We start from the raw sequence: 12,369 nt of genomic DNA, 5'->3' as shown, positions 1-12,369 counted from the left end.
TGAGAAAGCCGGGGACGAAATCGATCATGATACCAGTTCTAGTGGTGCGCGATGTATCAGAGGCGATAGCTTTCTATGCCGGTGTGCTTGACTTTGAACTTGCTCTTGCGACGCCCTCAGATGCGCCATTTTATGCGATCTTTACTCGTGATGCTGATGAATTGCACATTAGCGCAGCGGAAGTCCCAAGTCGTAATTCGCCATCATCTTGCATCGTTCTTTGCCAAGATGTCGACGCCCTTTTTGCTAAGCTCGTGGCACGAGGATTGTCTGTTCCAGCTCGGCAAGACTCGCCCGTTCATCAGGCCCCGATGGATCAGACTTGGGGAACTCGCGAAGTCTATATCGATGACCCGAGCGGCAATACCATCATCTTTCAACAGCGCTAATTAACGTCCGCTTCCAAGCAACCGCCAACCCACCCCAAGTGGCAACCCTTGGCGCAAAGCGGAATGTCTGCTTGATTGGATGCCGAAAACGCTAAGGGCTATCCTGACGTCTTTGAGAGCCGGGGATAGCCCAATTGGAGGCTACACTTCGGTTGCCTCTGCCAATGCCAAAGCGTCTTCGACATCAACACCGAGATATCTAACCGTACTTTCTATCTTTGTGTGGCCCAGCAGAATCTGGACTGCGCGGAGATTGCCTGTTTGCTTGTAGATTATGGAAGCTTTGGTTCTTCGCAGAGAGTGGGTACCAAAGTCTTCCCGCCTTAGCCCAATGCCAGTTACCCATTCATCGACAAGGCGCGCATATTGTCTGGTGCTCATGTGGTTTGTGTGGTCAGCTCGGCTTGGAAAGACAAAATCATCAAGTGATCCACCTCGACGCTCCAGCCACGCCAACATGCTCGCTTGCGCGGGTCCCAGAAGCTCAAATTGAACAGGTCGACCAGTCTTCTTTTGAATGACGATAGCGCGATTTTTGACGCGACCGCCACTCGTGACATCGCCTATTCGGACCTTAACGATATCGCAGCCCCTTAGCTTGCTATCGATTGCCAAGTCGAACAATGCGCGATCGCGAAGATGGCCCTCGCTATCTAACAAAAATCTTATCGCCCAAACCTGCTGCGGCTTCAAAGCGCGCTTTGACCCCAACAATCGACCAGCATTCCAGGGTCGCCTAACCAAGGCCCCGGGATCGAAGTTTGAAAGTCCCATAGTCATCTCCTTCTCAGGCCCAAATTGGCCAAGGAGATTACTGAAAAATCGTTGTTAAAATCTGGCCTGATTGGCCGATTGCGGAAGGTCTGGAGTGCGCATTCGCTCACATCTTCAATAACGATCGCAAGACATGTGGCCGAGAGCTTATTGAGTTTCCCAATTCAACCAGTACCGAGCATTTCGGTTTTCACCTGTTCGTATGATGGCACCGAGATCGACCAAATTGGCGAGATCACGGGTCGCCGTGGCGGGGGAAGCGCCGGTAATTTTTTGATAGTTGGACGCACTCAGCCCTCCTTCGAACCCAGTTGGTCCTGCCTCAAATAAGCGCAGGAGAGCTCGTTCTTGCCGCGCATTGATGCGAGATTGAAGCTCACTCAGCATTCTTGTCTTTGCGATGACAAAGAGGACGCGCCGACGGGTGTTCTGTTGGGCGGCTAGTACGGTTTCACCAAACCATTCGATCCAGGGATCAATCTTATTTGACAGGCTCGCCTCATGCAGCTTGGCGTAATAGGCACGTCGGTGAAGCTTAATGGCCTCAGACAAAACGGTGAGGCTGGGTGCGCTCGTGGCTTGTGCTAATGCAAGCTCTGCAATGGCGCGACCGATCCGCCCATTACCATCTTCAAAGGGGTGGATAGATTCAAACCAAAGATGGGCGATTGCTGCGCGTGTCACAGCGGGCAGGGGCACTGAACCCGTCGGGCTGCTTGATTTAAACCAATCGAGAAAGGCATTCATTTCGTCAGGAACGCGGTCTGATGGCGGGGCTTCAAAATGAATGGTTTCGCGACCGATTGGACCTGAGACGATTTGCATCGCGTCAGAGTGATTGCGATATCGGCCAATGCTCAACAAATCTCGTCGCCCGTTCATTAGCATGCCATGCCAAGCAAAGAGCCGGTCCTGATCCAAGGGTGCATCAAAACCGCGATAAACATCGGCCATAAGCTCGACGGCTCCGGTCTCTTTAGGGCCTAATCGACGCAAGGGGGTTTGAAGGCCCAGCTGTCGTGCTAGAGAAGATTGCACGCTCTCGCGGTCCAAGACCTCGCCTTCAATCGCAGAACTATCGAGTGTCTCTTGCGTGATGAGGTCGACCGTCAGGGTTAGGCGCTCAAGCTTTGGAACATGGGCCATTGCGCCTATGATTACGCCCGCATTCTTGAGAAAATTGGTCTCAACATTTGTGAAGGCTTTACTTGAGAAAGTGAAGCGCGGCCAATCTGATTGTTGCCAATTCCATGTCATGAGCGATAAATAGCCTTTCTATCGCTCATAATCAATAAAATTATGAGCGATATCAGCTCGGCCATCGCTCAAACTTGCCGCAAACGCGGAGACTACAAACTATTCAAATGCGGACGCAAGCTGTCAGCCGTTGCTAGTAAGCTTGCAGCCTCCATTGATAATAGGAATTCCTCTGGCGTGAGTTCGGGCCTTTTGAAGCGCTCGCGCAGTCTTCGTATGGTTGAGACTGCCCGTCCTGTATCAAGCGCAATTGTATCTGCAATGAAGTCGTCGGAGGATCGCGCTTCAATATTGAGGCTATCGAGGATGTGGGCTGGAAAATCTTTTAGATTATCGGTGACGATCGCTGCAGCTTGGGTTTTCAGCGCAGCGGCTAAAACGTGCGCATCGTTGGCATCGGGTAGGTCGCTTGCAATTGGCAAAAGGTGTTCGAAATCGACGACTTCAGCATCCTCGAACGCTGCGCGCATTTGTTGAATTTGATGAGCGGCTTTTTCCTGGGCCTCTTCAATCGTGTTGCCACGCTTGTGCAACATCCCTGAAATGGCCCGTTCTGTTTCGTCCAGAACCTGACCAGACCAGCGGACCCGAAAGAAATCTGCTTCAGCTAGCGACAGAAGCAGATTCCTCGGCAGCACACGCGCTAACGTGCAGGCGTCGATAAAGGCTGTGTATCGATTGGCGAACACGGCGCTAGAGGAGTTCCGCGTCTATGGCCGCAAGCGCATCGAGTGCTTGGCTCCGGCGGCTATCGCGTGATCGTTTGTACTCAAAGAGATCCTCGGCGCGAATGCGCCTATGACGTCCAACGCGCTCGAAGGGTAAATCACCACGTTCCAAGACATTGATTAGGAAGGGTCGCGAGACATTGAGAATGTCAGCGGCCTGTTGGGTTGTCAGCTGCTGGCTGATTGGAACTAAGGTTACAGCATCGCCTTGGCCCAGATGGCGGAGGAGCTCGATGAGCAGGGCGGACAATCCCGGCGTGAGTATCACCTCGGTTGGGGGCTGATCGACACTTTGTTGAAGGCGCAACGTTGTGCCGCCTTGGGCATGAGCTGCTAGGATTTGGCGTAAGTTATTTGCTACCGCGCGCTCATTTGCTGAGGGCAATCGGCTGCCCAATTCCTGGGCGTAGGCTGGCATTGTCATTTTTCTCTCCCGAAGGCCTTCCTATAGCCTATTCGAAATAAACGCAATAAACGAAATAAACGTAAATTGTGTCGGCAAAATGGCTCGAGCGCATTCACGTTATAATCACGCCGAAACCCTGCCCGCCCGGCGAGCCATTTTGGCGATTTCGCTCAACCGACGCGTCTCTCCATAATGCTGATCTCGCTCTACGGGCAGGCCAAGCGGGCCTCGCAAACGCTCGATTTCTCGAAGACTAACCGAGCCCAATTCCGGATAGCCAAGCCCGAGATCACACAGACCAAAGGCAATGTCGGGATCATCGGGATCAATCTCGGTCAGAAGCCAGGTCGCATTGGCGTCAGGGGTAAAGAGCTTCACGACCGGAACCGGATCAATATCCTCGCCAGCAGCTGAGCGTGCGCCGTTGGAAAGCAGTTTCTGACGGTTGGTTTGGGTCAGAAGTGATTGTGTCATGTGAACCTCCATAAGGTCGCCGCGCACCATGCCGGCGAACCAAAAGACCCGAGCCAGACCCGAAGGTACAGCCGTCAAGGCCCTTGCGGCTTGACGGCAAGCCGTGTCTGGCATGCGATGTCCCGTTCGTCGGCAGGGAGCGGCAACTACAGCTTGGTTAATCAAGCATTCTGAGCCACCCCAAAGCAGGTAGCTGTTGTGCCATTTCAGGATTCGGCGAGGCTCAATTAAGGACATGGAGGACTGGCGCCAGCAATACTGCACACCCTTAAGTCATTGTATTTTAATATTAAATATGATAACCATCTTAGGGCTATCTGAGGGTGTGGGCCAATACTCACACTGGCATGAACTATGCTTGGGTCTTCCTCTGCGGCAGGACCGCCTGTGCGGCCCCGCCGCGTCAACCAAAGGACGCCACATCTTTTTGTGTGTCCTTTTCGGGGGGTGCAAGATGGGCGTTCGCGCACGGCTTGTTTGTCTGGGAATTGGTGCCGTCATTGGATTGGCAGCCGCCACTCAAGTCGTTGCTTGGCGCTATCAGTTTCAACCAGCCCTTGGATGGGGATTGATGATTGGAGATGGGGCTAAGCTCTATCCGCCTTGGGATTTTCTGATTTGGGCGAAGACTTGGGGACAGCTCCCCAAACATCAGGCTGTGATCGGCTTGGGGTTCCCGTTCTTAATGCTGGGCCTGATTGTCTCACTCTTTCTCATCAAGCTCTTTGATACACCAACCGGGGCAGGGGGTTCTGAATTAAGCCTTGCCAAGAAGCGCCAAAGATCTTCTGCCTGGGGGAATAAGAAAGCGCTGATCAAGGCAGGACTCACACAAGACCAAGGCGTTATCTTCGGCCGCCTTGAGCCCGAAGGCCCGTTAGACCGGTTTTCCTTCATCGCACCAGATCTTTTGGTCTCCCCAGATATGAGGCCCATGTTGGTGACAGGGGGCACACGGTCGGGCAAAGGACGCGGGATTGTGGTACCAAGTCTTCTCAATTGGAATTGGTCGGCTCTGATCTTTGATCCCAAAGCCGAACTTTGGGCAACGACGGCAGGCTTTAGAAAGAGCCTCGGTCCAACGCTCTTTTTCAACCCACGCTCACCTTATACCGCGCGCTTTAATCCACTCGCCGAAATCAGTCCGGGGGACGCAGCGGTTGGCCAAGTTAAACGACTGGTTGAGATCTTGATTGAGCCAGGTGGACGCGATGGGCCATCCGACTTTTGGGATAAGCAGGGTGCCGATATGCTCCAAGCCCTCATCCTGCATGTCCTTTATACGGCCCCGGTTGAAGAGAAAAATCTGGTGACGGTTCGCAATCTATCGGCCGACTTGGATTTGGCGGCAGCCCAGATGATTGCGACCCACCATATTCCAAACCCAAAGGCTGGCCCCGAAAGTCCAAGAGAACCTGAGGCCATTTGTCATCCAGATATTGCCCTAGCCGCGCGCGCTTATGCTTCGGCGCACGAGAAGGGTCGTAAGAGCGTCCAGATGACGGTTCGCTCCTATCTCAATTGGATTGTTGGACACGAGATTGAGCGTTCGATCAGTGCGAGCGATTTCCGGATCGGTGATCTCATGTGCAACCGGGAGCCCGTCAGTCTTTATGTGCAGGTGTCCCCGGGTGACTTAAAATCCTTGCAGCCCTTGGTCCGGCTCTTTTTCCACTTGGCCTCGACAAGCTTTACCACCCATATTGAGACCGATAGCGACGGCAGGCCTAAGGAGAATGCGCTTTTGATGGCGCTTGATGAGTTTCCCCTCCTTGGCAAAGTGAGCTTCTTTGAGGACGTGGTGCGCTTGGCCTCGGGCTATGGCATCAAATGTCTCTTCATTGCCCAAAGCTTGAATGACATTTCACGTGTTTATGGCACCAATAATGGCTTCTTGGACAATACCCAGATTTATGTGGCCTTTGCAGCCCTTGATCCGGTGACGCGGGAAAAGGTCTCCAAGCTTACCGGCAATGTCACCGAGACGAGGGTCAGTTCGAGCCTACCGCATCATTTTTCAGGCTCGGGCGGCAGCCGCACTTTGGCTGAAGTTGAGCGACCTTTGCTCGATGTGGCTGAAGTTGGCGCTTTGCCCGACGAGAAGCAATTGATCTTTATCGCAGGCCATAGACCCTATCTTCTGCCCAAGCTGCGCTATGATAAAGTTGGCTGGCTCGCCGAGCGCGCCAATCGTGCCGTGCCCGACCAAACCAAGCAGATTGATACGCCTGAAAAGCCCGGTCATCCCTGGGGCTCAGTCGAGAGCTTTGGCTTTGATCCAGAGGCCGAAGTCTCCTTTGCGGGTGAAAGTGGCGGCATGAAATATCTGCGCCCCGGCGCGCCAGCTCAAACCCAAACGCCGCCAACAAAAGCGAAGAAGGTGTCCGCCAAGGAGCCAAGACCACAAGAAGCCCAAGCAGCCGATCGTCCAGTCCCACCAGCCGCGCAACCAACACACGGTCCAGAACGCGACGGCGATTATGAAAGTGCCTCATCGGGCCTTGAGAGTGTGCGTCAATCCTGGGGCCCAATCCAAGAAGATAAGGCAAATCCACCAAAACCCTCCAATGACCAACTGGCTTTTGAGTTTGGGCCCCAAGCTGAAACACCGGCCAATGACCCCGATGATCTGCTGGACCGGCTGCATGGAGGCAAAGGCTGATGGGCGCGCGTCCTCGTTTGATTGCCAAGCCCAAAGGCGACGGCTTGAAGCCACCTCCTGCCAAGGTGCAGGTCTATCTGTCAAAGGCAGGACTTGGGGCAGCACTTGAAAGGGAAGCCAAAGCGCGGCGGATAAGTTTAAGCCAAGCGGCTGAGGCGATTTTAGAACGTGGCCTTAAGGGCAAAATCGAAGCTGATCCGGGCGATCGATTATTGGCGATTGAGCGACGCTTGAGTGACCATATGCGCCTTACCGCGCGTGATTTATTCGTCGTCGAAGAAATGCTCTTCATTGCGCTGCGCACCATCATTTCCAGGCTGCCGGAACATCCACAGGAGCGGGACCCGGACTATCGGGCTGAGATCGACATCTCGATGGATGAGTTCATGGATGAGCTCTCTCGAAAAGTTCGCCAAGGCCGGATGCAATTTGAGGCAGGTCTCAAAGAACCACCCATTCAACAGGCTCAAACCGGTGACCCCGCCAATGATCCAGCCCCAACTCAAATCGGTGAGGGGATTTAGTTCATGGCTAAGCTCGGTGATCATCCCATCATTGCCGAGCGCCGCCTTGAAGCTTTGCGTCACGCCCTTGGGCCAGAAGTACTCGCTGCCCTGATCGATCCAGACGTTGTCGAAATACTCGCCAACCCCGACGGGCAATTGATCCTCGACAAGATTGGTTCGGGCCGCGCCCCAACCAATCAAACCCTAAGCCCTGAATCCCGTGATCGCGTGATCCGCTTGATTGCCGATTATGTTGGTGAGCCGGTCCTGCCCGAAGATCCACGGCTATCAGGCATCTTGCCCGAGACAGGCGAGCGCTTCCAAGGCGTCTTGCCGCCGGTCAGTCGTGCGCCAGCTTTTTCGATCCGAAAGCGGCCTGCGCGAATATTCACGCTCGGTGATTATCAAGCCCAAGGCATTTTAGGCCATGAGCAAAGGATACTCATCGAGCAAGCAGCCAAAGAACGTCACAATATTCTGATTTCTGGAGGTACCTCCTCTGGCAAAACAACCTTGGCCAACGCCATTCTGGCTTTGCCGGCCTTTGTTTATACCCGCACGATCCTGATTGAGGATACGCCCGAACTTCAATGCTCGGCTTGGGACCAAGTGGCTCTCCTGACGCGGCGCACCCCAAAAGTGATTGGGGTTGTTGATCTTGTGCGTGATAGCTTGCGCTTGCGTCCCGACCGGATTGTTGTGGGCGAGATGCGCGATGGGGCGGCAGCGCTTGAGACCTTGAAGGCTTGGAATACCGGGCATCCAGGTGGGCTTTCGACCATCCATGCCAATAGCGCCAAAGACGCGCTATCGCGCCTTGAAGACCTGACCGGTGAAGTTGCGGCGAGTATCCCTCGGCGCGCCATTGGTCAGGCGATTGATCTTGTCATCCATATTGCGCGCACCCGTGAGGGCCGTCGTGTGGAAGACCTCATAGAAGTCAGAGGAGAAGAAGAAGGAGCCTATCACACGCGTAAAATCGGGTGAGAAAGACCTGATTAAGCGCCCAACTCTCGCTTTAGCGCCACAGACGCGCTCGCCCAACCGGACCCTGGAAACAGAGGCCCGGCGAGACCATTTGGGAAAATCAAAATCAATCTAAGTTATTTATATTATTACACTTTCTTGCTTAAGTTGGCATGGCTTATGCACAAGATACCCACAGGGACAAGAAGCGTCCCGGATTGGAGCAAAGCTATGAAAAATGCCAAATTTATCGCTCAGAGCGTTCTGACTTCGCTGACAGCGGGTCTTGTTCTGGCAAGTCTTGCAAGCCCCGCCTTAGCTGGTGGCTCGGGCATGCCCTGGGAAGGTCCGCTACAGCAAGTGGTCAATAGTTTGACCGGTCCTGTTGCCCAGGCAGGCGGGGTCATCGCGGTTACCATGTTTGGATTGGGTGTGGCCTTTTCAGAATCTGGTTCTGGTCTGCGTCGCGGTGTCTCCATTCTCTTTGGGATCGCGATCGCTTTTGCCGCCGCAAGCTTTTTCATGGGCTTCTTTGGTTTTGGTGGCGGAGCCACCATCGGCTGATAGGCAAGGACCAAAGTAAGGTCAGGGGAAAAACCCATGAGCGCTTCTCATCCAGATCGACCAGAGGGCTATGAACTACCCTTGGCGGGATCCTTGACCCAGCCCATTCTGATGGCGGGCCTGCCCAGAGAATATGCCATTTTAATGGGGACATTGGCTCTGGTCCTGGGCCTTGCCCTAAAACTCTGGTGGTTGGGTCTGATCTGGTGGGGTGTCGCGCATGGGGTGGGCCTTTGGTTTGCCAAGGTCGATGCGCAATTCTTGGACGTCTTGCGCCGCCATCTGAGGCTTCCTGGCCATTTGGGGGCTTAGAGCTCCAGCCATCTTCCTTTCAATGTTTAATCTGCCATGGACGCGGTCGCGTCCGGGAGTGATATCCCATGCGCTTTCTCGATGAATTCCGCCAGAAACCCATCACGTTGGCTGACCATTTGCCGTGGGCTGCCTTGGTGGCACCGGGCGTGCTCCTCAATAAGGATGGAAGCTTTTCAGCCTGCGTGAAATTTCGTGGGCCTGATCTTGAAAGCTCAACGCCAGAAGAACTGATGGCGGTGCGGGCCAGGCTCAGTAATATGTTGAAGCGCTTGGGAACGGGCTGGTGTCTTCATATGGAGGCAAGGCGCAGACAGGCTGATCCCTATCCAGACCAATCCCCTATCAATCCTGCTGCCTGCCTCATTGATGAGGAGCGCAAGGCTCATTTTGAACAAGCCGGATCAGCTTTTGAGACCGATCATTTTGCGACTTTTACGTGGTTGCCGCCAGCTGATGATGTTCGCAAGGCTGAAGCCTTCCTCTTTCAAAATCGCTCTAGGGATACACGTGATTGGCACGAGAGTTTAGCGCTGTTCGAGCGCGAGATCAGGATCCTCGTCGACCTCATGGCCGATGGTCTACCCGAAGCGCGCCTCATGACTGATGAAGTGTTGCTGACCTATCTTCACGCCACCATCAGCCCCAAAGACCATCCGGTCTTAGTCCCTGAGATACCGGTCTTCTTGGATGCCCAATTGGCTGACACGGCCCTTTATGGTGGGCTTGCCCCAAAGCTTGGTGATCAGCATTTGCGCGTCATCAGTGTACGCTCCTTTCCCAGTCGGACCTTGCCAGGTCTCTTGGATGGCCTTGGCCAATTACCTTTCTCCTATCGCTGGGTGGCGCGCTGGATTGGTCTGGATAAGGCTGATGCAGAGGCAGAGCTCCTCCGCCTGAGAAAGCGCTGGTTTGCCAAGCGCAAGGGGATGGGGACGCTTCTGCGCGAAGCCATTACGAAAGAAGATGTTCCCCTTCTCGACCGTGATGCGCAGGTCAAGGCGGATGAATGTGATGGCGCCCTTGAAGCACTTGGTGCCGAAGTCTGTGCCTACGGCTGGCTAACACTCACAATCACCGTCCTTGATGCCCATGAGGGCAGGGTGGCGGAAAAGGCCAGAGCCATTGAAGCTGTCCTTAATGCGCAAGGGTTCGTGGCTAGGACCGAAGACCTCAATGCGGTTGAAGCATGGCTTGGATCCATTCCAGGCGAACCCTATGCCGATGTGCGCCGACCCATGCTGTCGACGCTTAATCTATGCGATCTCTTGCCAATCTCGGCGGTCTGGGCCGGACCCTCAGAAGATGCCCATTTGCAGGGCCCACCCTTATTGATTGCGGAGACTTCAGGGGCCACACCCTTTCGCTTGAGCTTGCATGTTGGTGATGTTGGCCACACGATGGTTGTGGGTCCCACGGGGTCAGGTAAGTCTGCCCTCCTATCGTTCATGGCGCTGCAATGGCTGCGCTATCCAAAAGCCCGCATCATCTTTTTCGATAAAGGCAAGTCCGCGCGCGCTGCCACCCTTTGTGCTGGTGGAAGCTGGCATGGTTTGGGTCCAAACGCGCCTTATGCCCTCCAACCATTAGCCCGCATTGATGAGCCGACCGAAAAGGCATGGGCTTCAGAATGGTTGGCAGAGACAGCATCGGCAGCTGGCATAAGGATAACGCCAAAACACCGAGAGGAGATTTGGGCAGCATTGTCTAGCCTTGCTGAAGCGCCAAGATCCCAACGGACACTCTCGATCTTCTCGGCCCTTTGCCAGGCGCGCGATATTAGCGCAGCGCTTGAGCCCTTCACGCTCAAGGGTCCCCATGGGGCGCTACTCGATGCGGCCGACGTCCCGGATGCCCCAGGCTTTTTTGAGACGTTTGAGTGCGAAGATCTGATGGCGACCCCAAGTGCCATTGGACCAGTGTTGACAGCCTTGTTCCATGAAATTGAGGCAAGCCTCGATGGAGCGCCTACACTTCTTGTTCTCGATGAAGCTTGGCTCTTTTTGGGCGACACCGGCTTTGCCGCCAAAATGCGTGAATGGCTTAAGACACTTCGGAAGAAAAATGTCGCAGTCGTTTTTGCCACGCAAAGCTTGGACGATGTGGTCAATTCGCCGATTGCGACGACGCTGATTGAGAGCTGTCCAACCCATATCTTCTTGCCCAGCCCGCGCGCTTTAGAGCCCGCCAGCGCTGACCTTTACCGGCTCTTCGGGCTCAATAAGCGTCAGTTGGAACTCCTCGCGTTTGCTGCCCCAAAGCGGTCCTATTATATCCGCCAACCCCGCGGCAGGCGCATGTTTGATCTGCGCTTGAGAGGCGCGGTGTTAGCCATCTGTGGGGCGTCCAGTCCGGAAGATCAAAAGCTGATCGATCAGGTCGAGGAAAGCATCAAGACCCAACAAACGCCCGATGCCTTTGTCCGGGCCTTCCTTGAAGCCAAAGGCTTTCGGGGTGTCCAAGGCCTCTTTGATGCGCTCGCGGTCCATCCTGAAGCCGCCAACGACTTTACCGCATCTGAGCTGATCCAAGCCATCGCCAATGACGCAACCCCCTTAAATCTCGGAGGGCCGATAAATGCCGCGCAATAAAAATCTCCCCTTTGCTGCTGCCGCATCAGCACTCGCGCTCCTGATCGCAGCGCCAGTCGTTGTTGTTCCAAAACTGGCTCATGCAGCTGTGGTCTATGACCCCACCAATCATATCCAAAATGTACTCCAAGCAGCCCGTGCCTTAGAACAAATCCGTATACAGACAGATCAACTCACCGCCCAAATTCGCTCGCTTTCTAAAAGCCCATACGATCATTCGGGTGAGATTGGGCAGGCCATGCGGGCCTTGGATGATCTGGGTCAACAGGCACGGGGCCTAGCCACAACCGTGCGCGGTCTGGATCGGCAATTCTCAGAACTTTATCCAGAAAATGCTGCGGCGCGCTCTGCCATGGCACGTCTTGAGGCCGCCGCCCGCCGCATTGAACTTTCTCGTCTGACGGCCCAAGATCTCGCCCAAATTGCCGCAAACCTTGAATCCTCGCGACCCAATCGGGCTGCGCGTATGCGTGGGGCACTGGCGGCCTCACGTGATGCAGAAGGGGAGACAGGGGCAATCCAATCTTCGGTTCAAGCGCTCGGCGTGCTTTCTGAACAACTCGAAGGGCTGCAAGCCTTGATGGCAGCTCAGTCTCGCTTAGCGGCTCAAGAGGCAGCTGAGCGCGCCGCCAGCAAGCAAGAAGCGATTGCGGCTCGCCGTGCCCAATGGGCGCGGAAAGCGCAAAAGCCAAAAGCGCCAGCCTTCAATCCTTTGCCTAACGCGCGTCAGTAGGGTTCTT

The 12,369-nt window shown here is 54.7% G+C and carries 13 protein-coding genes; 8 read left to right on the top strand and 5 right to left on the bottom strand.

What is annotated here, in order from left to right:
- A partial coding sequence (locus B7364_RS16570) for a VOC family protein (protein ID WP_232780939.1) occupies positions 1-389 on the top strand: 389 nt, incomplete at its 5' end.
- A 141-nt stretch (positions 390-530) separates the two neighbouring features.
- On the opposite strand, the gene B7364_RS16565 is transcribed toward B7364_RS16570, so the two are convergent.
- The 5 genes from B7364_RS16565 to B7364_RS16545 form a co-directional block, all read right to left on the bottom strand.
- Positions 531-1,163 carry a tyrosine-type recombinase/integrase gene (locus B7364_RS16565; RefSeq protein WP_085341155.1) on the bottom strand — a complete coding sequence of 211 codons (633 nt, stop codon included), beginning with the start codon at positions 1,161-1,163 and terminating at the stop codon, positions 531-533.
- Positions 1,164-1,310: 147 nt separating this feature from the next.
- Complete coding sequence (locus B7364_RS16560) at positions 1,311-2,420, bottom strand: Fic family protein (RefSeq protein ID WP_085341154.1); 1,110 nt, start codon at positions 2,418-2,420, stop codon at positions 1,311-1,313.
- A 92-nt stretch (positions 2,421-2,512) separates the two neighbouring features.
- Positions 2,513-3,109 (bottom strand): PIN domain-containing protein, encoded by a 597-nt coding sequence (locus tag B7364_RS16555; RefSeq protein ID WP_085341153.1) that lies wholly within the window; start codon positions 3,107-3,109, stop codon positions 2,513-2,515.
- A 4-nt stretch (positions 3,110-3,113) separates the two neighbouring features.
- A complete protein-coding gene (locus B7364_RS16550) occupies positions 3,114-3,572 on the bottom strand; it encodes a helix-turn-helix domain-containing protein (RefSeq protein WP_085341152.1) in 459 nt (152 codons plus the stop codon).
- Positions 3,573-3,677: 105 nt separating this feature from the next.
- Entirely contained in the window at positions 3,678-4,028 is a 351-nt protein-coding gene (locus tag B7364_RS16545) for a DUF2958 domain-containing protein (RefSeq protein ID WP_085341166.1), read from the bottom strand.
- A gap of 454 nt (positions 4,029-4,482) precedes the next feature.
- Between B7364_RS16545 and B7364_RS16540 the strand changes: the two genes are divergently transcribed.
- From B7364_RS16540 to B7364_RS16510, 7 genes are all read left to right on the top strand, one after another.
- Positions 4,483-6,690, top strand: a complete 2,208-nt coding sequence (locus tag B7364_RS16540) for a type IV secretory system conjugative DNA transfer family protein (RefSeq protein WP_157893764.1) — start codon at positions 4,483-4,485, stop codon at positions 6,688-6,690.
- Complete coding sequence (locus B7364_RS16535; RefSeq protein ID WP_085341150.1) at positions 6,690-7,214, top strand: hypothetical protein; 525 nt, start codon at positions 6,690-6,692, stop codon at positions 7,212-7,214. Before B7364_RS16540 ends, B7364_RS16535 begins: the two co-directional genes overlap by 1 nt.
- Before the next feature lie 3 nt (positions 7,215-7,217).
- Positions 7,218-8,183, top strand: a complete 966-nt coding sequence (gene trbB, locus B7364_RS16530) for a P-type conjugative transfer ATPase TrbB (protein WP_085341149.1) — start codon at positions 7,218-7,220, stop codon at positions 8,181-8,183.
- Between the two features lie 210 nt (positions 8,184-8,393).
- Positions 8,394-8,726, top strand: coding sequence for a TrbC/VirB2 family protein (locus B7364_RS16525; RefSeq protein ID WP_085341148.1), 333 nt, complete (start codon positions 8,394-8,396; stop codon positions 8,724-8,726).
- Between the two features lie 36 nt (positions 8,727-8,762).
- Positions 8,763-9,038, top strand: a complete 276-nt coding sequence (locus B7364_RS16520) for a VirB3 family type IV secretion system protein (RefSeq protein ID WP_085341147.1) — start codon at positions 8,763-8,765, stop codon at positions 9,036-9,038.
- A gap of 68 nt (positions 9,039-9,106) precedes the next feature.
- The gene (trbE, locus tag B7364_RS16515) at positions 9,107-11,629 is read left to right on the top strand and encodes a conjugal transfer protein TrbE (RefSeq protein ID WP_085341146.1); all 2,523 of its coding nucleotides are present in this window, start codon (positions 9,107-9,109) and stop codon (positions 11,627-11,629) included.
- Entirely contained in the window at positions 11,616-12,362 is a 747-nt protein-coding gene (locus tag B7364_RS16510; protein ID WP_085341145.1) for a hypothetical protein, read from the top strand. Before trbE ends, B7364_RS16510 begins: the two co-directional genes overlap by 14 nt.
- Positions 12,363-12,369: the final 7 nt, after the last annotated feature.

The sequence above is a fragment of the Aquidulcibacter paucihalophilus genome (genome assembly GCF_002105465.1).
GTDB classification, from domain to species: domain Bacteria; phylum Pseudomonadota; class Alphaproteobacteria; order Caulobacterales; family Aquidulcibacteraceae; genus Aquidulcibacter; species Aquidulcibacter paucihalophilus.
Note: the sequence above shows the minus strand (reverse complement) of the source record. Positions and strands in the feature narration are given on the sequence as shown.

Bases quoted from the DNA above. Each gene is read 5' to 3' on its own strand.
- B7364_RS16550 (WP_085341152.1), bottom strand. From the start codon at position 3,572: ATGACAATGCCAGCCTACGCCCAGGAATTGGGCAGCCGATTGCCCTCA.
- B7364_RS16540 (WP_157893764.1), top strand. From the start codon at position 4,483: ATGGGCGTTCGCGCACGGCTTGTTTGTCTGGGAATTGGTGCCGTCATT.
- B7364_RS16510 (WP_085341145.1), top strand. From the start codon at position 11,616: ATGCCGCGCAATAAAAATCTCCCCTTTGCTGCTGCCGCATCAGCACTC.
- B7364_RS16545 (WP_085341166.1), bottom strand. From the start codon at position 4,028: ATGACACAATCACTTCTGACCCAAACCAACCGTCAGAAACTGCTTTCC.
- B7364_RS16560 (WP_085341154.1), bottom strand. From the start codon at position 2,420: ATGACATGGAATTGGCAACAATCAGATTGGCCGCGCTTCACTTTCTCA.
- trbB (WP_085341149.1), top strand. From the start codon at position 7,218: ATGGCTAAGCTCGGTGATCATCCCATCATTGCCGAGCGCCGCCTTGAA.
- B7364_RS16565 (WP_085341155.1), bottom strand. From the start codon at position 1,163: ATGGGACTTTCAAACTTCGATCCCGGGGCCTTGGTTAGGCGACCCTGG.
- B7364_RS16525 (WP_085341148.1), top strand. From the start codon at position 8,394: ATGAAAAATGCCAAATTTATCGCTCAGAGCGTTCTGACTTCGCTGACA.
- trbE (WP_085341146.1), top strand. From the start codon at position 9,107: ATGCGCTTTCTCGATGAATTCCGCCAGAAACCCATCACGTTGGCTGAC.
- B7364_RS16520 (WP_085341147.1), top strand. From the start codon at position 8,763: ATGAGCGCTTCTCATCCAGATCGACCAGAGGGCTATGAACTACCCTTG.
- B7364_RS16535 (WP_085341150.1), top strand. From the start codon at position 6,690: ATGGGCGCGCGTCCTCGTTTGATTGCCAAGCCCAAAGGCGACGGCTTG.